Genomic DNA, 19,467 nt, shown 5'->3' with positions numbered 1-19,467 from the left:
GTCGTCTCTGTAATCTTCCGGGCAGAGGCTGCATATCTGGAATGCGATTTCGCCGCGCGATAGCAGGGAAGTGACCACGCGTGACACGCTGCCATTAGCCATTTCGACGGTGTTCGGGTAAATCAGCTGAGGAACCCGCGGGGGCGGTTTCCCTGTCCCCTGAGTTGGAATTGCCTGACGAATGATTGCTCTGGTTCGTATTGCCCTGAGCCGACCCTACACGTTTGTCGTGCTCGCGCTCCTGCTTCTGATCATCGGACCGCTCGCGGCGCTGCGGACGCCGACCGACATTTTTCCTGACATCCGCATCCCCGTCATCGGCGTGGTCTGGCAGTACACCGGCCTGCCTCCCGACCAGATGTCCGGCCGCATCACCACGCCGTTCCAGCGGGCGCTGACGACGACCGTCAACGACATCGAGCACATCACCGCCAATTCCTATAACGGTTTTGGCATCATCAAGATCTTCTTCCAGCCCAATGTCGACATCCGCACCGCCAACGCGCAGGTCACGGCGATCTCGCAGACGCTGCTGAAGCAGATGCCGCCGGGCGCGACGCCGCCCTTGATCCTGAACTATTCCGCCTCGACCGTGCCGATCATCCAGGTGGCGCTGTCGGGCGATGGCCTGACCGAGCAGAACCTCGCCGACATCGGCATCAACAATCTGCGTACACCGCTCGTGACGGTGCCCGGTGCGGCGATCCCGTATCCGTTCGGCGGCAAGCAGCGCCAGGTCCAGATCGACCTCGACCCGACCGCGCTGCAGGCCCGCGGCCTGTCCGGCCAGGACGTCGCCAATGCGCTCGCGGCCCAAAACCTGATCACGCCTGTCGGCACCCAGAAGATCGGCACCTTCGAGTACAGCATCCAGCTCAACAACTCGCCGCTCAAGATCGAGGAGCTCGGCAATCTGCCGATCAAGACCGTCAACGGCGCGATGGTCTATGTGCGCGACGTCGCGAGCGTGCGCGACGGCAACCCGCCGCAGACCAACATCGTCCACGTCGATGGCAATCGCTCGGTGCTGATGATAGTGCTGAAGGCGGGCGCGACCTCGACGCTCGATATCATCGCCGGCATCAAGCAGAAGGTCATCGACGTCAAGGATCAGCTGCCGGATGCGCTGAAGATCGGCTTCATCGGCGATCAGTCGGTGTTCGTCCGCGGCGCGATTCAAGGCGTCGCCTTCGAAGGCGTGATCGCGGCGCTGCTCACCAGCGTGATGATCCTGCTGTTCCTTGACAGCTGGCGCTCGACCGTCATCATCGCGGTCTCGATCCCGCTGTCCGTGCTCGGGGCCATCGTCATGTTGTCGGCGATCGGCGAGACGCTCAACATCATGACGCTCGGCGGCCTCGCGCTCGCGGTCGGCATCCTCGTCGACGACGCCACGGTGACCATCGAGAACATCAACTACCATCTCGAGCAGGGCAAGCCGGTCGAGCAGTCGATCCTCGACGGCGCCAACCAGATCGTGACGCCGGCCTTTGTCTCGCTGCTCTGTATCTGCATCGTGTTCGTGCCGATGTTCTTCCTCACCGGCGTCGCGCGCTTCCTGTTCGTGCCGATGGCTGAAGCGGTGATGTTCGCGATGATCTGGTCGTTCATCCTGTCGCGCACGCTGGTGCCGACCATGGCGAACTATTTGCTGCGGGCGCATGTCCATCATGAGGGCGAGCCGCCGAAGTCGCGCAATCCGCTCGTCTGGTTCCAGCGCGGATTCGAGGCGCGGTTCGAGCGTATTCGCGGTGGTTACCGCGGCCTGCTCGGCATGGCGCTGGCGCATCGCGCAGTGTTCGTGATCGGATTCCTCTGCGTGGTCGGTGCGTCCTTCGCGCTGGTGCCGTTCTTGGGGCGCAATTTCTTCCCTGCCGTCGATGCCGGCAACATCCTGATGCATGTCCGCACCCAGGTCGGCACCCGCGTCGAGGAGGCCGCCAACCAGCTCGCGGATGTGCAGAAGGCGGTGCGCAAGCTGATTCCCGGTGAGATCGAGACCATGACCGACAACATCGGCATGCCGATCTCCGGCATCAACATGACCTACAACAACACCGGCGTGATCGGCCCGCAGGACGGCGACATCCAGATCAAGCTGAAGGAAGGTCACAAGCCGACCGAAGAGCACGTGAGGGTGCTGCGCGAGCAGCTGCCGCGGCTGTTCCCGGGCGTCAGCTTCGCCTTCCTGCCGGCCGACATCGTCAGCCAGATCCTGAATTTCGGCGCGCCGGCGCCGATCGACCTGCAAATCCGCGGCGCCAATCTCGACGGCAACTTTGCCTACGCCAACAAGTTGCTGGCCAGGGTCCGCCGGATTCCCGGCATTGCTGATGCACGCATCCAGCAATCGCCGAACCTGCCGACCTTCAACATCGATGTCGATCGGACCCGCGCGCAATATGTCGGCCTGACCGAGCGCGACGTCACCAACACTCTCGTGGTCAATCTCGCCGGCTCCTCGCAGGTGGCGCCGACCTACTATCTCAACCCCGACAACGGCGTGTCCTACTCCATCGTGATGCAGACGCCGCAATATCAGATCGATTCGCTCGGCGCGTTGCAGACGCTGCCGATCACCGCGGCCGGCGCCTCGCAGTCGCCGATCCTCGGCGGCATCGCCGACATCAAGCGTGCAACCTCGAGCGCGGTGGTGTCGCAGTACGACATTCAAAACCTCGTGCAGATCTTTGCTACGACGTCGGGCCGCGATCTCGGCGCGGTCGCAACCGACATCCGCCAGGCCATCGCCGACGCCAAGGAGGTGCCGAAGGGCTCCTCCGTGGCATTGCTTGGTCAGGTGCAGACCATGAACAGCGCCTTCACCGGCCTGTTGTTCGGCCTGCTCGGCGCCGTCGTGCTGATCTACTTCCTGATCGTCGTGAACTTCCAGTCATGGTCCGATCCGTTCGTGATCATCACCGCGCTGCCGGCCGCGCTCGCCGGCATCGTCTGGATGCTGTTCACGACCCAGACCACGCTGTCGGTGCCGGCGCTGACAGGCGCCATCATGTGCATGGGCGTGGCCACCGCCAACAGCGTGCTGGTGATCTCCTTCGCCCGCGAGCGCTATGAGGAGCTGGGCGACCCCATCGTGGCCGCACTGGAAGCCGGCTTCGTCCGGTTCCGGCCTGTGCTGATGACCGCGCTCGCCATGATCATCGGCATGGCGCCGATGGCGCTCGGGCTGGGCGAGGGCGGCGAGCAGAATGCGCCACTTGGCCGCGCCGTGATCGGCGGCCTGATCTTTGCAACTTTCGCCACGCTGATGTTTGTTCCCGTGGTGTTCAGCATGGTACACAAGAAACAAGGCGCCAAAGCCGCCGCCCCATTGGAGTCTCCGCATGTCGCCCACTGAATCCCGCGCCCCGGTGTCGCACCGGAAACTGGGCATTTTCAGCGTGGTGGCGCTGATCGCGGCAGGCCTCGTGGTCGGCACCGGCATCCGGGCCCGCGAGGACCAGGGCTCCAAGCTGAAGGAATGGACTGACGACCAGGCCGTTCCCAGTGTTGCGGTCGCGCTGCCCAACGCCAAGGCGCTCAATTCCACCATCGACCTGCCGGGGCGGCTCGAGGCCTATTACCGCGCCCCGATCTTCGCGCGCGTCTCCGGTTATTTGAAAAGCTGGAGCGCCGACATCGGTGCTCGCGTCAAGGCAGGGCAGGTGATCGCCGAGATCGAGGCGCCCGATCTCGACCAGCAGCTCCTGCAGGCCCGCGCCGATCTCGCCAGCCAGCAGGCCAGCGCCAGGCTGTCGGAGGCAACCCTCAACCGCCGCAAGACGCTGGTGGCCTCCAACTTCGTCTCGGCGCAGGAAATCGACGAGCGCACCGCCGATCTCTCTAACAAGAACGCCGCCGTCCATTCCGGGCAGGCCAATGTCGAGCGGCTCGAGGCGCTCGCCGGCTACAAGAAGATCACCGTGCCGTTCGACGGCGTGGTCACGGCGCGCGACACCGACGTCGGTGCGCTGATCAATGCCGGTGGCGGCTCCGGCCCGGCTATGTTCGTGGTCTCCGACATCACCAAGCTGCGCGTCTACGTCAACGTTCCCCAGAACTACGTGCCGGCGATCAAGATCGGCGCCAAGGCCACCATGGTGATGCCGGAATATCCGAACCGGACGTTCCAGGCGACAGTGGAGGCGTCCTCGCAGGCGGTCGACGTCGCCTCGGGCACCACTCGCATGCAGCTGGGTCTGGACAATTCGAGCGGCGAGCTGATGCCCGGCGGCTATGCCAGCGTGAAGCTGAATTTGCAGCGCGACACCGCGCCGCTGAGCATCCCGGCCAGCGCCCTGATCTTCAACGGCAGCGGCTTGCGTGTCGCGACCGTGGGTGCGGGCGACAAGGTGCAGTTCAAGACCGTGACGATCGCCCGCGATCTCGGCAAGGAGATCGAGCTCGCCTCGGGCATCGCGCCAGACGACCGCGTCATTACCGCGCCGCCGGATGGCCTGTCCGATGGCGATGCGGTTCGAGTCGTCGGTGCCGGCGGCAAGCCGGCAACTGCGTCGGAAAAGCAGGCGCCGAAGGGCTAAGACGGTTTTGTAGGGTGGGTTAGCCCCGCGAATTGCGCGAAGCGCAATTCGCGGGGCGTAACCCACCTCTTCTGTTTCCGCGGATAGAGCCAGTGGTGGGTTACGCCTTCGGCTAACCCACCCTACAAGAGCTACGCCACCCGCCATTCCGGTACACCATCCGCGGCCATCGTGATCTCGCCGATCGAGCCGACCGGCGTACGATTCATATCGAGCAAGCGCGCCAGCGTCGCATGATCGCTCGCCGGAATCCGCGCTAGCGTGCGCCGGGCATCCGCCGTGCGCAGCATCACCACACCGTGCTCGGCATCGCCGCCACGTCCATAGAGCACTGTAAAGCTCTCCACCTTGCCTTTTCCGCTTGCCTCCGTGACGAATTCCGGCACCGCACGCCTGTTGCGGTCGGCCTCGCCTTGCACGCTGGTCTCCTGCGCCAGCGCATCCCGCGGCGGCGTCTTCGAAACGACCAGCGCGTGATGCTTGGTGACGAAGCCGCCCTGGCCGTAGAGCAGGCCGAGCTTGTCGTCACCGCGCAGGCGCCGCACCATCGCGCAGGCTGCATGCGTCATGTAGGTGTTGAGCGGCGCGCCGAAGAAGGTGAGGCCACCGTTCACGCTGGGCTGCACGTCGGCGCCCAGACCCAGCGTCCGCCGCGCCATCTTTGGTACGCAAGGAAAGCAGCTATAGAGCTCGATCGCGTCGAACTTTTTGCCGTCGCCGCCGGCGATGTCCATCATGGCCTTCAGCACCGCATTCTGCGGATGGCTCTCGTAGAACTGGTCGCGCACGAGATAGTCGGGCGGCTCCTCTGCCGAGGCGCCGCCGAGCGGATAGACCAGCCTGTCCTCGGCAATACCGGCCGAGCGTGCCTTGGCAAGGCTGGTGAGCAACAGCGCGCCGCCCATGTTGACGCTGGGGTTGGCGACCATGAGCTTGTTGTAGGGCCACGCAATGAGCCGGTTGTCCGCGGTGGGCGTCGTGATCTCCTCCGGCGCATAGCGCCGCTTCAGCCAGGAATTGGGATTTTGCGCGGCGACCGCCGCATAGCGCGACCATAGCGTGCCCGATTCCGCCATCGCCTCGCGCGGTGTCTGGCCCCAATGCGCGGACGAAGCCGCTTCATAGAACGGATAGACCGTGACAGGGCGGAACACGCCGAGCTTGATCGCCAGCGGCTTCTGGAATGCCGCGCCGCGCTTCGGCTCCGGGACATCGTGGGCGAATGGCATCCATGGCAGCTTGACGCCCGCGCGCTCGGCCTTGGTCGCCGTCGATTGCGCCTCCGCGCCGCAGACCGCGGCGACGCTGCATTCGCCGCGGGCGATGCGTTTGGCTGCCTCATGAATGAAGCGGATCGGGCTCTCGCCGCCGACCGGTCCGTAATAGCAGTGTATCGGCGAGACGCCGAGCCGTTGCGCCAGCAGCTTCTCCGGATCGCGGTAGCGCCAACTCAGGAAGTTGACGACGTCGAGCGACTGCACCTCGCCGAGCAGCTTTGCGCCGGCATCAGCTTCTGCACGCCGCAGTGCCTGTTCGAGCAGATCGAGCGGCTCGAGGCCCTCGGTGATCTCCTTGGGACAATCGACGATCTCGCCGATGCCGACGATGACGGGGATGCGGTCTTCGGGGGGAGTGGTCTTGGTCATTTCTTCTTGCTTCGCGTCTTAGACCTCTGGCACGCCGTCGCCCTTCGAGGGCCGCTGAAGAAGCGGCCACCTCAGGATGACGGCTACGGGTGCAGCGTCATCCTGAGGTGCTCGCCCAGCGGCGCATCGCGCCGCTGGGCGAGCCTCGAAGGATGGGCCGCGCACACCATCACTCCGCCACCAGCGCATTCATGTGCTCGACGGCGCCGGCAAACTCTTCCTTGAACTCTTGCACCACGGCGCCGGCCGACTTCACGCTGTCGATCAGGCCGACGCCCTGGCCGACGAAATAGCTGACGAGGTCGCGCGCTTTGGCGTTGCCGGCGGCCGCGGCGCGGTCGATCGAGTCGAAGGCATCGCGGCTGATGATGCTCTGGAGCGGCATCGGCAGCGCGCCCGGGCTTTCCGGTGCGCGATCCCAGGCATCGGTCCAGACCGAACGGAGCTGTCGCGCCGGCTTTCCGGTGCGGCCCTTCGAGCGGATTGCATCGCGTGACGATGCGGCGATCATCTTCTCGCGAAAGATCTCAGAGGTCTCGGACTCGACGGTGGCAAGCCACACCGAACCAGTCCATGCGCCGGCGGCGCCCATCGCCATGCAGGCCGCCATCTGCCGTCCCGTCATGATGCCGCCGGCGGCCAGCACCGGCACGTCGCGGATCGGCTTGATCGCCTTGATCACCTCCGGCACCAGCACCATGGTCGAGACCTCGCCGCAATGGCCGCCGGCCTCGGTGCCCTGCACTACAAGAATATCGACGCCGGCAGCGACCTGGCGCAGCGCGTGTTCCTTGGCGCCGACGAGGGCTGCGACCGGCACGTTGTGCTTCTTGCCCATTTCGATCATCGCCTTCGGCGGCACGCCGAGCGCGTTGGCGATCAGCCGGATCGGATGATTGAAGGAAACGTCCAGCAGCTCCAGTGCCGTCTTGGCATCGAATGGCTGCGGCTGGTCGTCGGCCACATCCGTTGTGGTCAGCTCGATATCGTACTTCTTCAGGAGGCTACGGGTGTAGTCGCGATGCTCCTGCGGCACTCGCCCTTCCAGGCTCTTCCAGGTGACGTCCTTCTCGCCCGCGGTCGAGATATTTTCCGGAATCAGCACGTCGATGCCATAGGGCTTGCCGTCGACGTGGTCGTCGATCCATTTCAGCTCGCGTTCGAGCGTGTCAGGCGTGTGCGCAGTGGCACCCAGCACGCCAAAGCCGCCGGCACGGCTGACGGCAGCAACGACATCGCGGCAATGGCTGAAGGCGAGCAGTGGGAACTCGATGCCCAGCATGTCGCAGATCGGTGATTTCATGGTCCTCTCCCGGCGGTCTTCGCATTGCTCTTTTTGCTTTGCCTTGCGAGGGCCGTTCGACGCTAGCCCTTCGTTGCCGGTGATGCCACGCCGGATTTGGGCCAGCATCTTGCGCGCAGGCGTTGCGTTGTGGACGGACCATTCTGCTGCATAATCTAAGAAGCGAGCGTCAACAGACGTCGCCAAGTGCGGGCAGATCATCAGCCGCGCAGGCTGGCGACAGGCCAAACTGCATGGCGCTGACCCCAGGCCCGCGCCTAACGCAGAGCCGCCAGGGCTTGCCATCGGCCGTTCGCGGGCTAATTAATGCAGGCGCATCTTTCCGCCGGAGCCCTTCGCATGACCGACACCGCTTACGTGCCGCCAAAAGTCTGGACCTGGAACAAGGAGAACGGCGGTCAGTTCGCCAGCATCAACCGGCCGATCGCCGGTGCCACCCACGACAAGGAGCTGCCGGTCGGCAAGCATCCCTTCCAGCTCTATTCTCTGGCGACGCCGAATGGAGTGAAGGTCACGGTGATGCTGGAGGAGCTGCTGGCGCTCGGCCATAAGGGGGCCGAATACGACGCCTGGCTGATCAAGATCGGCAATGGCGACCAGTTCGGCAGCGGTTTTGTCGATATCAATCCGAACTCGAAGATCCCGGCGTTGGTGGACCGTTCCGGCCCCGCGCCTGTCAGGGTCTTCGAATCCGGCTCGATCCTGTTCTACCTCGCCGAAAAGTTCGGCGCCTTCCTGCCGAAGGACATCAAGGCCCGCACCGAAGCGATGTCCTGGCTGTTCTGGCAGATGGGTAGCGCGCCCTATCTCGGCGGCGGCTTTGGCCATTTCTACGCCTACGCGCCGTTCAAGATCGAATACGCCATCGATCGCTTCGCGATGGAGGTCAAGCGCCAGCTCGACGTGCTCGACCGGCGGCTTGCGGACAACGAATATCTCGCGGGCAAGGAGTACACGATCGCCGACATGGCCGTGTGGCCCTGGTACGGCGCGCTCGCCAAGGGGCTGGTCTATGGCGCCGGCGAATTTTTGTCGGTGCAGGATTACAAGAACGTGCAGCGCTGGACCGATGCGATCGCCAAGCGTCCCGCCGTGAAACGCGGTCGCATGGTCAACCGCGTCTCCGGCGATCCCGCCAGCCAGCTCCACGAACGCCACGACGCCGGCGATTTCGAGACCAAGACGCAGGACAAGATCGGCGAGCCGGCCGCGACGTAGGGCTCTTTCGTCGCCTCGCCTTGCAAGTGGGGAGAAGGAGAAAAAGGGGCCTACGCCATGCTCAGCTCGTGGCGGCCGACCACCATCCAGTGCACCTCGTCAGGACCATCGGCAAAGCGCAGGTGACGGACGTCCTGGTACATCTCGGCGAGCGGGGTCCAGTGCGAGATGCCGGTGGCGCCGTGCATCTGGATCGACTGGTCGATGATCTTGCAGGCGCGCTCCGGCACCATGGCCTTGACCATGGAGACCCAGACGCGGGCCTCCTTGTTGCCGAGCACGTCCATCGCCTTGGCGGCCTTCAGCACCATCAGGCGCATCGACTCGATCTCGCAGCGCGCCTGCGCGATGATCTGCATGTTGCCGCCGAGATGGGCGATCTTCTTGCCGAAGGCTTCGCGGGTGAGGCCACGCTGCACCATCAGATCGAGCGCCTTCTCGGCCTTGCCGATGGTGCGCATGCAGTGATGGATGCGGCCGGGCCCGAGACGCAGCTGCGAGATTTCGAAGCCGCGGCCTTCACCCAGCAGCATGTTCTCCTTGGGCACGCGGACATTGTTGAAGCGCATGTGCATGTGGCCGCGCGGCGCGTGGTCCTGGCCAAACACATACATGGGACCGAGCACCTCGACGCCAGGCGTGTCGCGCGGCACCAGGATCTGCGACTGTTGCTTGCTCGGAGCTGCGTCCGGATTGGTCTTCACCATCACGATGAGGATCTTGCAGCGGGGATCGCCGACGCCGGAGATGTAGTACTTCTCGCCGTTGATCACCCATTCGTCGCCGACGAGCTTTGCCGTGGTCGAGATGTTCTTGGCATCGGATGAGGCGACGTTCGGCTCGGTCATGACATAGGCCGAGCGGATCTCGCCGTTCATCAGCGGCTTCAGCCACTTCTCCTTCTGCTCCTTGGTGCCGACGCGCTCCAGCACCTCCATGTTGCCGGTGTCGGGCGCCGAGCAGTTCATGGTTTCGGACGCCAGCGGGCTCTTGCCGAGTTCGGAGGCGATATAGGCGTAGTCGAGATTCTTCAGGCCCTGGCCGGTCTCGTCATCGGGCAGGAAGAAGTTCCAGAGGCCTTCCCTCTTGGCCTTGTTCTTGGCGACCTCGAGCACCTCGAGCTGCTTCGGCGTAAAACTCCAGCGATCCTGTTTGCCTTCGCCGGCCTTGGCGAACTCGATCGACATTGGCTCGACTGTGTCGCGGATGAACTTCCTGACGTGATCGTAGAGCGGCCGGACCTGGTCCGACATGCGGAGGTCGTTGAGCTCGTCGCCGGGATTGAGCGTGTAGTTGGTGGTGCGGGGAATATAGGTGTGCTTTGTCATTGTTCCTCCCAGGGGCACTGAGATCGCGTTGGGCCGGAGAATAGTCGCAGCGCGCGCAAAGTGCGAGCGCGCATTTTCTCACGCGAGCCATGTCACGAGCCATGCCATGCGATGGAATTTCGCGAGGCGTTTGAAATGTTGTTTGAATGGTGTTGGCGGTTCGCAGCGCCTCCGCCTCATTCTCTGCTGCCATCGCCCGGCGAAGACCGGGCGATCCAGTATTCCGTGACGTCTGTGACTCACGGAGAAGCTGCGGCGTACTGGATTCCCCGCTTTCGCGGGGAATGACATCATCCGGAGTAATCAGTTCGGCATCCGATGCATCGCGCAGATCTTGTTGCCGTCGAGATCACGCAGATAAGCGATATAGAGCTTGCCGGCCGGGCCTTGGCGCACGCCGGGCGGGTCTTCGCAGGTCTTGCCGCCGGCGGCGAGACCTGCCGCGTGCCACGCATCCACCTGCTCCGGAGAGTTGCAGGCAAAACCGATGGTGCCGCCATTGGCGTGCGTCGCCGGTTCGCCGTTGATCGGCCTCGACACCGAGAACACGCCCGTCTTGGTGATGTAGAAGATGCGATGCCCGTCGACCCGCGCCGGCCGCACCTCGAGCGTGTTCAGCAAACTGTCGTAGAAGGCCTTCGCCTTGTCGAGGTCGTTGGTGCCAACCATGATGTGTGAAAACATTTGCCCTGTTCCCCTCTGCGCCCATGGCGCGTTTCCTGTTTTTGGCATGCGGCGCATCAGCCGCTGCGCGCAAGATTGCTTGCTATGCCCTGATCACCATGGACAAGACCGCGCCAAAAATCAAATATGGGCCCCGGCAAAAACTAATTCCGGTCTGCGAAACATCGCAGGCCGCAACTGACGAGGAAACGATGCAGTTCAAACACGTCACGCTCGAATTCGATGGCTCGGTCGCGATCCTCAGGCTCGACCATCAGGAGGTGATGAATGCAGTCTCCATGGACATGCTGGGCGGGCTGTCCGATGCGCTCGACGCGATCGAGGAAAAAAAGGACGAGGTGCGCTGCGTCGTGCTGACCGGCGCCGGGCGGGCGTTCTGCACCGGTGCCAATCTCCAGGGCCGCAACAACCAATCGAAGAAGACCAAGGCCGGCCTGACGCTCGAGACCGGCTTTCATCCGTTTCTGCGCCGCATCCGCAATCTGCATTGTCCGATCGTGACCGCGGTGAACGGTCCGGCGGCGGGCGCCGGCATGAGCTTCGCGCTGCTCGGCGACATGATTTTATGCGCGCGTTCCTCCTACTTCCTTCAGGCGTTCCGCCGCATCGGTCTCGTGCCGGATTGCGGCTCGACCTGGCTCTTGCCGCGCCTGATCGGCAAGGCGCGTTCGGTCGAATTGTCGTTGATGGGCGAGCGCCTGCCGGCCGAGAAAGCGCTGGAATGGGGGCTCGTCAACCGCGTCTATGACGACGGCGTGCTGATGGAGGAAACGATGAAGCTCGCGCGCGATCTCGCCAGCGGTCCTACGATCGCGCTGTCGCTGATCCGCAGGCTCTATTGGGACAGCCCGGAAAACTCATTCGAGGACCAGCTCAATCTCGAATTCCAGTGCCAGCTGCGCGCCGGCGATACGCAGGATTTCCGTGAAGGCGTCGGCGCGTTCTTGGAGAAGCGGCCCGCGCAGTTCAAAGGCAAATGATCGAGGCGGAGCTTTCTCGTAGCGTTCAGCGCTGGTGTCCCGGTGCGACCGGCGTCACCGGCGCGGCAAAGCTTTCGGGTGGCGCCAGTCAGGAGACCTGGCGCTTCGACATCACGCATCCGGATGGGCCGATCGGCGCGATCCTCCGCCGCTCGCCGAAGGGGTATGGCGCGGCGCCAACGCGCGCGGCGGGGCTCGCGGCCGAAGCTCAGCTGATGCAGCTCGCCTACGAGGCGGGCGTGCCGTCGCCGCGCGTGATGCACGTGCTGACGCCGGACGAGGATCTTGGCACCGGCTTCATCATGCAGCGGGTCGAGGGCGAAACCATCGCTCGCAAGATTCTTCGCGACGACGCGTTCGCGGTGGCGCGGCCGCTTTTGGCGCGGCAGATCGGCGGCGTGCTCGCGGGCCTGCACAGGCTGCCGCAAGACAAATTGCCCGAGCTGCGTAGTCGCAATGCGACCCAGGAGATCTCCGAGTTCGATCGCGACTATCGCAGCCTGAACTGGCCAAAGCCCGTGTTCGAGCTGGCGCTACGCTGGCTGCGCGATAACGATCCCGGTCCCTCGGCCGAAACGACGCTGGTGCATGGCGATTTCCGCAACGGAAATCTCATCATCGGCGCCGACGGCGTCCGCGCCGTGCTCGACTGGGAGCTCGCCCATCTCGGCGATCCCATGGAGGATCTCGGCTGGGTTTGCGTGAATTCCTGGCGGTTTGGCGAGATCGACAAGCCCGTCGGCGGCTTTGGCTCGCGCGAGGAGCTGTTCGCCGGCTATGAGGCCGCGGGGCGCAGGGTCGATCCTGCGCGCGTAAAATTCTGGGAAGTGATGGGCACGCTGCGCTGGGGCATCATGTGCGGCGGCATGATGCAGCGTTTTCGCGAGGGGCCTGATCATTCGATGGAGCGCGCCATGATCGGCCGCCGTGCCTCGGAGACCGAGATCGATCTGCTGCGGCTGCTCGCGCCGCGGGGAGGTTAGACATGCAGGACGAACCGACACCAATCGAGCTGACCAAGGCGGTCGCCGATTTCCTCCGCAACGACATCACGCCGCTGATCTCCGGCCACCAGGCTTTCAAGCTTCGCGTCGCGGTCAACATCCTCGATCTCGTCACGCGGCAGCTGACGCGGGAAGAGGGGAGTGACGCAAAGGAAGTGGAGCGGTTGCGTGCGCTGCTCGGTGTGGAGGGGTCGCTCACCGACCTCAACCGCGCGCTCGCCGAGCGCATTGCCAAAGGCAATGTCGATTTGGCAACGCCGGGCCTCGCCGAGCATCTGTGGGCGACCACGATGGACAAGCTCGCGGTCGATCAGCCGAATTATGTGTCGTATAAGCGGGAGCTGGAGCGAGGCGGGTAGGTCTCTCCTCGTCATTGCGAGAGCAGCGAAGCAATCCAGAGTCCCTCCGCAGGGGTAGTCTGGATTGCTTCGTCGCAAGGGCTCCTCGCAATGACGGTGTTGAGGCAGTTCGACCACTCGCAACCTCCGCTATTCCAAGGTACGCTCGCAATGACGACGGAAAGCCCGCCTACTTCCCCACCCATCTTGGCGGCCGCTTCTCCGAGAACGCCTTCGGGCCCTCGATATAATCCTGCGAGGCCACCATCGCCTTTACGGCCGGATACTCGCGCTGCTCTTCGATCGCCTGCTCGAGCGACACGGCCAAGCCCTTCCGAATGGTCTGCTTCGACGCCCGGATCGACATCGGCGAGTTCTTTGTGATCATCTCCGCCCAGCGTAGCGCGCCCGCGAGCGTTTCGCCCTGCGGCACCACCTCGTTGACGAAGCCGAGCTCGTGGCCTTCCTTGGCGCTGACGTGACGCGCGGTGAGGATCATGCCCATGGCACGTTTCAGGCCGATCTGTCGCGGCAGCCGGTGCAGGCCACCGGCGAGAGCGGCAAGGCCAACGCGCGGCTCGGGCAGGGCGAAGGTTGCGTTCTCGGAGGCAATGATCAGGTCGCAGGCGAGCGCGATCTCGAAGCCGCCGCCCATGGCGACGCCGTTGACCGCGGCGATGATCGGCTTGTCGCAGTCGAATCGCGCAGTGAGGCCGGCAAAGCCACCCTTGTCCCAGCCGCGCTTGCCGCCCGCCGCCTGCCACTTCAGATCGTTGCCGGCGCAGAACGCCTTGTCGCCGGCGCCGGTGACGACCGCAACCCACTGCGCAGGGTCGGCTGCGAAATCGTCAAACACCTTGTTGAGCTCGAAATGCGCATCGATGTGCAATGCGTTGTAGACCTCGGGCCGCGACAACGTGATGATCGTGATCGGCCCCTTGCGTTCCACTTTTGAGAATTTCAGCTCCATCGCGCGCTCCCGCATTTTCTCGTGAAGGAATATTGGCGTCATATTACCGCGCGTCAGCGCCAGAGCACCATCGAATTGCGCGGGCGCGCCTTGCGCCTCTCACACGCCTCGGCTTGCTTGACTCGCACGCGCTCTTCTCACCTTAATCCTGCGAAGCAAAAGCGCGCCTAGCGCCTTAACGCAAAACGATAAAATCAATCCGGGAGAGAACCGTGGATTTCTCATTGCCTGCCGATCTCGTCGCCTATCTCGGAGAGCTCGATCGTTTCATCGAACGCGAGATCAAGCCGCTGGAGGAGGCCGATGACAACATCCGCTTCTTCGATCATCGCCGCGAATGGGCGCGCACCGATTTCGAGAATGGCGGCCTGCCGCGACACGAATGGGAAGCGCTGCTGCGCAAGGCAAAGGATCTCGCGGACGCCGCCGGCCATCTGCGCTTTCCGGTCTCGAAGCAATACGGCGGCAAGGATGGGTCCAACCTCTGGATGGCCGTGATCCGCGAGCATTTTGCCGCCAAGGGCCTCGGCCTGCACAACGATCTTCAGAACGAGCATTCCATCGTTGGCAATTTCCCCGTCGTCACCATGCTCGACCGCTACGGCCGCGACGACCAGAAGGCGATGATCGACGGCTCGATCAAGGGCAAGTACCGCATCACCTTTGGCTTGACCGAGCCGCATCATGGCTCGGACGCGACCCACATGGAGACGCGTGCGGTGCCGGCGACCCGCGACAACGTCAAGGGCTGGATCATCAACGGCGAGAAGATGTGGACCACCGGCATGCACGTCGCCACGCACTGCGCGCTGTTCGCGCGCACTAGCGGCAATGACGGCGATGCGCGGGGCATCACCTGCTTCCTGGTGCCGGCCAAGAGCCACGGCGTCAGGATCGAGGAGTACATGTGGACCTTCAACATGCCGACGGATCACCCTCGCGTCAGTTTTACGGATGTGTTCGTGCCTGAGGACGCGCAGTTCGGCGAGGTCGGCCGCGGCCTGTCGCTGGCACAATGTTTCGTGCACCAGAACCGCATTCGCCAGGCCGCAAGCTCGCTCGGCGCCGCTGTCTACTGCGTCAACGAGAGCGTCAAATATGCGCGTGAGCGAAAGCCGTTCGGCAGGGCGCTCGCCGAGAACCAGGCGATCCAGTTCCCGCTGGTTGAGCTCGCGACGCAAGCCGAGATGCTGCGCCTGCTGATCCGCAAGACCGCCTGGGAGATGGACCAGCTCAATGAGGAGCAGATCGAGCGCACGCTGTCCGATCGTGTTTCGATGTGCAACTACTGGGCAAACCGCCTCTGCTGCGAATCCGCCGATCGCGCCATGCAAGTCCACGGCGGCATGGGCTATTCACGCCACAAGCCGTTCGAGCACATCTATCGCCACCACCGCCGCTATCGGATCACCGAAGGCAGCGAAGAGATCCAGATGCGCAAGGTGGCCGGATTCCTGTTCGGCTATATGGGGCCGGGGAAGCACTAGCCGTTGTTGCGCGCGATCTCTCGCCCCGGGTCGTCCCGGCCCCCCGTGCGCAATTGCGCACTAGGCCGGGAGGACGAAAATTAGCCCCGCTTCGCGCGGTCCTTCTCGTTCTGCGCCATGATGCTCTCGCGCGCCGTCTTCCAATCGTCGTCGCTCCAATCGCGAAGCTGATAGAAATTGCCGCCCATGGCGAGCGCCTGCGCGCCGTCCATGGCGATGGTCTCGCCGGTGATCCAGTCGCAGCCGCCGGAAATCAAAAACACGGCGAGGTTCTGCAGCTCCTCCATGGTGCCGACCCGGCCCATCGGGTTCATCGCCTTGGTGCGCGCACCGGCCTCGTCGCCCGGCTTGATGCGCTTGCTCATGCCCTCGGTCGGGATCTCGCCCGGCGCGATCGTGTTGAGGCGGATGCCGTGCCGGCCCCATTCGGTCGCAAGCGACATCGTCATGGCGTGGATCGCAGACTTGCTCATCGCCGACGGCACGACGTACGGCGAGCCGTTACGCACCCAGGTCACAGTGATCGACACGACGTTGCCGGGCTGCTTTAGGGCGATCCAGCGCTTGCCGACCGCATGCGTCACGTAGAACGTGCCGTGCATGACGATGTTGGCGACGGCATCGAAGCCGCGCGGCGACAGTTCCTCGCTGCGCGAGATGAAATTGCCGGCTGCGTTGTTGATGAGATCCGTCAGCGGCGCATCGCGAAAGATGTTCTCGATCATCTCTTCCACCGCGAACGCGTTGCGGATGTCGACGCCGTGGCTGGCGACGCGGCCGCCATACTCAGCCATCAGCTCGGTCGCGGTCTCGTCGCAGACGATCTTGCGCCGGCCGCAGATGTGCACCTCGGCGCCGAGCTGGAGGAAGCGCGCCGCCATCGACTTGCCGAGCCCGGTGCCGCCGCCGGTCACGAGAATGCGCCGTCCAGCCAGAAGATTTTCCTTGAACATGGCTGTTTCTCCCGTACGGATTGTCAATTAATTGGTCGATTGACTAAATCCGGCCGTCGGCTTTCTGTAAAGCGGCACCGAACAAGAACAGGGGAGAATTCATCCATGGAAGAGCGCGTCTCGATTTCGATCTCGGAAGGCGTCGCCGACGTGCGCCTGGTACGCGCAGACAAGATGAATGCACTCGATCAGGCCATGTTCGAGGCTCTTGTCGCGGCAACCGAGCGGCTTTCGAAGGAGAAAGGCGTGCGCGTCGTGGTGCTGTCCGGCGAAGGCCGCGCCTTCTGCGCCGGTCTCGACATGGGACGTTTCGCCGCCATGAAGGAGAAGGGTGGCAACGGAATTCCGGGTGGCGAAAATCGCGATCTCACCAAGCGGACGCACGGCCAGGCGAACTTCCCGCAACAGGCGGTATGGGGCTGGCGCCAGCTTCCGGTACCGGTGATCGCGGCGGTGCATGGCGTTGCCTTCGGCGGCGGTTTTCAGCTCTCGCTCGGCGCCGACATGCGCTTTCTCGCGCCCGATGCGCGGATGTCGGTGATGGAGATCAAATGGGGCCTCGTGCCTGACATGGCGGGCACGCCGATCCTGGCCTCGCTCGTGCGCGACGACATCTTGCGCGATCTCACTTACACGGGGCGCATCTTCTCTGCACAGGAGGCGATGACCTACGGCCTCGCCACGCGCATCTGCGATGATCCGCGCGCTGCGGCGCTCGAAGTCGCGCGCGACATCGCCGGCAAGAGCCGATGCGATCCGGGCTGCAAAACGCCTGCTCAACAATCTCTCGGTCGATCCCGGGCCGGCACTGCTGGCGGAGTCCGTGGAGCAGCAGAAGCTGATCGGCAGCGCGAACCAGACCGAGGCTGTGCGGTCGAATCTGGAGAAGCGTGCGGCGAAGTATGTGGATTGATTGCCCGTCGTTCCGGGGCGATGCGCAGCATCGAACTATGGTGCGCAATTGCGCACCTGAGGTCTGGTCCTTCGGACCATCCCGGAATGACAACACAACAACAAAAAGAAAAACAGAGATGAGCGAAACGAAAAAGTTTCCCGGCGTTGTCTCCGGCGATCGCCGTCGCGCCCATGCGGAAGTCGCGAATCGTGCCGACAGCATCGCAAGTGGCCTTGCCAAGATCGGGGTCAAGCAAGGCGATTGCGTCTGCATGCTGATGCGCAACGACATCGCATTTCTGGAGGCCGCCTACGCCGCCTGCGCGATCCCTATTGGGAGCAAGCGGGGCGGAAGATCTGACGGCCTGTAGCCCGGATTTCGCTGCGCGCCGTCCGGGCAACAGAAAGGCCGGTCGGCACGCGCTGGAGTAGTAATCATCGATCGGCTCGGCTAGGTTGCGGCTTCCGTTTCCTGCCGCTTGCGATCATCCATGCCTTCATACCGTGCCAGTCCCCGCTTCTTCGAAGTCCCCCATGCCGCCGTCTACGCGCTGATGACGGTAACCGTTCTCGCGTCGGGATTCTGCTTCATCCAGGCGGGCGGTCCGGCGGCGCCGGGGGAGCTGCTCTATCGCTACGGCGGCATGTATTCGGGCGCAATCGCGCGGCATGAGTATTCGCGGCTGCTCGCCTATGGCTTCCTGCACGTCAACTTCGTCCACCTCACAATGAACATGTTGTGCCTCGTGCTGTGGGGCGGGCATCTGGAGCGGCGGGTCGGATCGGCCTATTTCCTCGTCATCTATCTCTGCGCGATGGTGTTCGGCGCCGTCATCGGCAATGGCATCCACTCCACGCCCTATTTGACGGTCGGCGCGTCCGGCGCCACGTCGGGCATTCTGGGCGCGCTGCTCTGCCTGTGGATCCTCGGCAAGCTCGACGTCAGGTTCGACTTCTTCGCGATCAACATCGGGTTGAACATCGCGTTTGCGCTCGGCAATTCGCGGATCGACTGGGGCGTCCATCTCGGCGGTTTTGCGGCCGGGCTGATCGCCTGCGCGGTGCTGGACCTCGTCGAGAAGGCGAATCCTTACGCGCTTCGTTGCAAGTTTCCCGAAGCCGTGAAGGTCAATCTCACCCTGTTGGGCTGTGTCGTGGCAGCGTGGGCCTGGAGCGGCCAGGCCCAGGCCATCGCCGCCGGGATGTCCGGATGGGGCCTGGCCATCGTCGTCGTGGCTGCATGTTGTGCGGTCGTGAAGCTGGTTGATCTCGTCCTCTCCATGAAGAAGGGTCTTGCGATCGTCGTGATCGCCTTGGCCGGAGCGAACGCCGTCACCATCGTGCTTTGCGGTTTGGCCCTGGCATCGTCTTGCAGTCCGCGCTGGCCAACGGGATCCGTTCCGCTCGATAATTTTCTCGTCACATTCTGTCCCAATCCTGTTCTCGTCTCGGGGCTATCAGCGATCGGCGCCGCCGCGCTGACGCTGTGGCTCTGCGCGAAGGAAATTTCGCGCGGGATCGAGGATGTTGGATTTGTCGGCACATCGCTGCGTGCCGAACGCAGCCGGCGTCATGGACTATGACCGCGCGGGTCGTGCTATAAGAGAGCTCATTGATCGCGGATAGTCTCATGGCCCCAGTTTCTATTCTGCTGAACATCCTCTGGATTCTCGTCGGTGGTGCCTGGATGGCATTTGGCTGGCTGGTGGCGTCCGTCATCATGGCCATCACCATCATCGGCCTGCCCTGGGCGCGGGCGGCGTTCAACATCGCCATTTACACGCTCCTGCCGTTCGGTTCGCGAGCGGTGAGCCGCGATGAGGTCACCGGGGCTGGCGATATCGGCACCGGTCCGCTCGGGGTGATCGGCAACATCATCTGGCTCGTGCTGGCCGGCTGGTGGCTGGCGCTCGGCCACGTCCTGACGGCCGTGATCTTCGCCATCACGATCATCGGCATCCCCTTCGCCTGGGCCCATCTGAAGCTCGCGGGCATTGCGCTCTGGCCGATCGGCAAGGTGATCGTGCCGGCTTAAGCCCTGCCGGCACGACGAGCCGGCGCAGGGCTTGTGTGCGCCGCCCCCAACTTCATCTTGCGCTGCGGCAAAAAACTTGCACACTT

The 19,467-nt window shown here is 63.8% G+C and carries 15 protein-coding genes and 2 pseudogenes; 11 read left to right on the top strand and 6 right to left on the bottom strand.

Going from position 1 to position 19,467, the window contains the following annotated elements; all coding sequences use genetic code 11:
* Positions 1-181: 181 nt before the first annotated feature.
* Both JJC00_RS27725 and JJC00_RS27720 read left to right on the top strand, forming a co-directional pair.
* Positions 182-3,358: an efflux RND transporter permease subunit gene (locus JJC00_RS27725; RefSeq protein ID WP_200469024.1), complete on the top strand. Its 3,177-nt coding sequence runs from the start codon at positions 182-184 to the stop codon at positions 3,356-3,358.
* Positions 3,345-4,541 (top strand): efflux RND transporter periplasmic adaptor subunit, encoded by a 1,197-nt coding sequence (locus JJC00_RS27720; protein ID WP_200469023.1) that lies wholly within the window; start codon positions 3,345-3,347, stop codon positions 4,539-4,541. The genes JJC00_RS27725 and JJC00_RS27720 overlap by 14 nt, the downstream gene beginning before the upstream one ends.
* 131 nt (positions 4,542-4,672) lie before the next feature.
* Here JJC00_RS27720 and JJC00_RS27715 read toward each other — a convergent pair whose 3' ends face one another.
* Positions 4,673-6,187 carry an acetyl-CoA acetyltransferase gene (locus tag JJC00_RS27715; RefSeq protein ID WP_200469022.1) on the bottom strand — a complete coding sequence of 505 codons (1,515 nt, stop codon included), beginning with the start codon at positions 6,185-6,187 and terminating at the stop codon, positions 4,673-4,675.
* A gap of 169 nt (positions 6,188-6,356) precedes the next feature.
* Positions 6,357-7,490, bottom strand: coding sequence for a nitronate monooxygenase (locus JJC00_RS27710; RefSeq protein ID WP_200469021.1), 1,134 nt, complete (start codon positions 7,488-7,490; stop codon positions 6,357-6,359).
* Positions 7,491-7,829: 339 nt separating this feature from the next.
* Here JJC00_RS27710 and yghU point away from each other — a divergent pair, with 339 nt between their 5' ends.
* A complete protein-coding gene (yghU, locus tag JJC00_RS27705) occupies positions 7,830-8,708 on the top strand; it encodes a glutathione-dependent disulfide-bond oxidoreductase (RefSeq protein ID WP_200469020.1) in 879 nt (292 codons plus the stop codon).
* 50 nt (positions 8,709-8,758) lie between these two features.
* Here yghU and JJC00_RS27700 read toward each other — a convergent pair whose 3' ends face one another.
* Both JJC00_RS27700 and JJC00_RS27695 read right to left on the bottom strand, forming a co-directional pair.
* Complete coding sequence (locus tag JJC00_RS27700) at positions 8,759-10,036, bottom strand: acyl-CoA dehydrogenase family protein (protein ID WP_200469019.1); 1,278 nt, start codon at positions 10,034-10,036, stop codon at positions 8,759-8,761.
* A gap of 303 nt (positions 10,037-10,339) precedes the next feature.
* On the bottom strand, positions 10,340-10,720 hold the full coding sequence (locus JJC00_RS27695; protein ID WP_200469018.1) for a VOC family protein: 381 nt from the start codon (positions 10,718-10,720) through the stop codon (positions 10,340-10,342).
* Positions 10,721-10,911: 191 nt separating this feature from the next.
* On the opposite strand from JJC00_RS27695, the gene JJC00_RS27690 reads away from it, so the two are divergent.
* Genes JJC00_RS27690 through JJC00_RS27680 form a run of 3 tightly spaced genes read left to right on the top strand, consistent with a single transcriptional unit; the run spans position 10,912 to position 13,063 of the window.
* On the top strand, positions 10,912-11,700 hold the full coding sequence (locus JJC00_RS27690) for an enoyl-CoA hydratase/isomerase (RefSeq protein ID WP_200469017.1): 789 nt from the start codon (positions 10,912-10,914) through the stop codon (positions 11,698-11,700).
* Positions 11,697-12,683, top strand: coding sequence for a phosphotransferase family protein (locus JJC00_RS27685; RefSeq protein WP_200469016.1), 987 nt, complete (start codon positions 11,697-11,699; stop codon positions 12,681-12,683). Before JJC00_RS27690 ends, JJC00_RS27685 begins: the two co-directional genes overlap by 4 nt.
* Positions 12,684-12,685: 2 nt before the next feature.
* Complete coding sequence (locus JJC00_RS27680) at positions 12,686-13,063, top strand: DUF6285 domain-containing protein (RefSeq protein ID WP_200469015.1); 378 nt, start codon at positions 12,686-12,688, stop codon at positions 13,061-13,063.
* Positions 13,064-13,232: 169 nt separating this feature from the next.
* Here JJC00_RS27680 and JJC00_RS27675 read toward each other — a convergent pair whose 3' ends face one another.
* Entirely contained in the window at positions 13,233-14,012 is a 780-nt protein-coding gene (locus tag JJC00_RS27675; RefSeq protein WP_200469014.1) for an enoyl-CoA hydratase-related protein, read from the bottom strand.
* Between the two features lie 212 nt (positions 14,013-14,224).
* Here JJC00_RS27675 and JJC00_RS27670 point away from each other — a divergent pair, with 212 nt between their 5' ends.
* Complete coding sequence (locus JJC00_RS27670; RefSeq protein WP_200469013.1) at positions 14,225-15,499, top strand: acyl-CoA dehydrogenase family protein; 1,275 nt, start codon at positions 14,225-14,227, stop codon at positions 15,497-15,499.
* Between the two features lie 80 nt (positions 15,500-15,579).
* On the opposite strand, the gene JJC00_RS27665 is transcribed toward JJC00_RS27670, so the two are convergent.
* Complete coding sequence (locus JJC00_RS27665) at positions 15,580-16,452, bottom strand: SDR family oxidoreductase (RefSeq protein ID WP_200469012.1); 873 nt, start codon at positions 16,450-16,452, stop codon at positions 15,580-15,582.
* A gap of 105 nt (positions 16,453-16,557) precedes the next feature.
* Here JJC00_RS27665 and JJC00_RS27660 point away from each other — a divergent pair.
* From JJC00_RS27660 to JJC00_RS27645, 4 genes and pseudogenes are all read left to right on the top strand, one after another.
* Positions 16,558-17,365, top strand: a pseudogene (locus tag JJC00_RS27660) (crotonase/enoyl-CoA hydratase family protein).
* A gap of 118 nt (positions 17,366-17,483) precedes the next feature.
* Positions 17,484-17,666, top strand: a pseudogene (locus JJC00_RS27655) (AMP-binding protein); the annotation flags it as partial.
* 171 nt (positions 17,667-17,837) lie between these two features.
* Positions 17,838-18,929 (top strand): rhomboid family intramembrane serine protease, encoded by a 1,092-nt coding sequence (locus JJC00_RS27650; protein ID WP_200469011.1) that lies wholly within the window; start codon positions 17,838-17,840, stop codon positions 18,927-18,929.
* Between the two features lie 47 nt (positions 18,930-18,976).
* A complete protein-coding gene (locus tag JJC00_RS27645; protein ID WP_200469010.1) occupies positions 18,977-19,381 on the top strand; it encodes a YccF domain-containing protein in 405 nt (134 codons plus the stop codon).
* The last annotated feature ends 86 nt before the right edge of the window (positions 19,382-19,467 follow it).

The organism is Bradyrhizobium diazoefficiens (assembly GCF_016616885.1).
GTDB lineage: Bacteria > Pseudomonadota > Alphaproteobacteria > Rhizobiales > Xanthobacteraceae > Bradyrhizobium > Bradyrhizobium diazoefficiens_F.
Note: the sequence above shows the minus strand (reverse complement) of the source record. Positions and strands in the feature narration are given on the sequence as shown.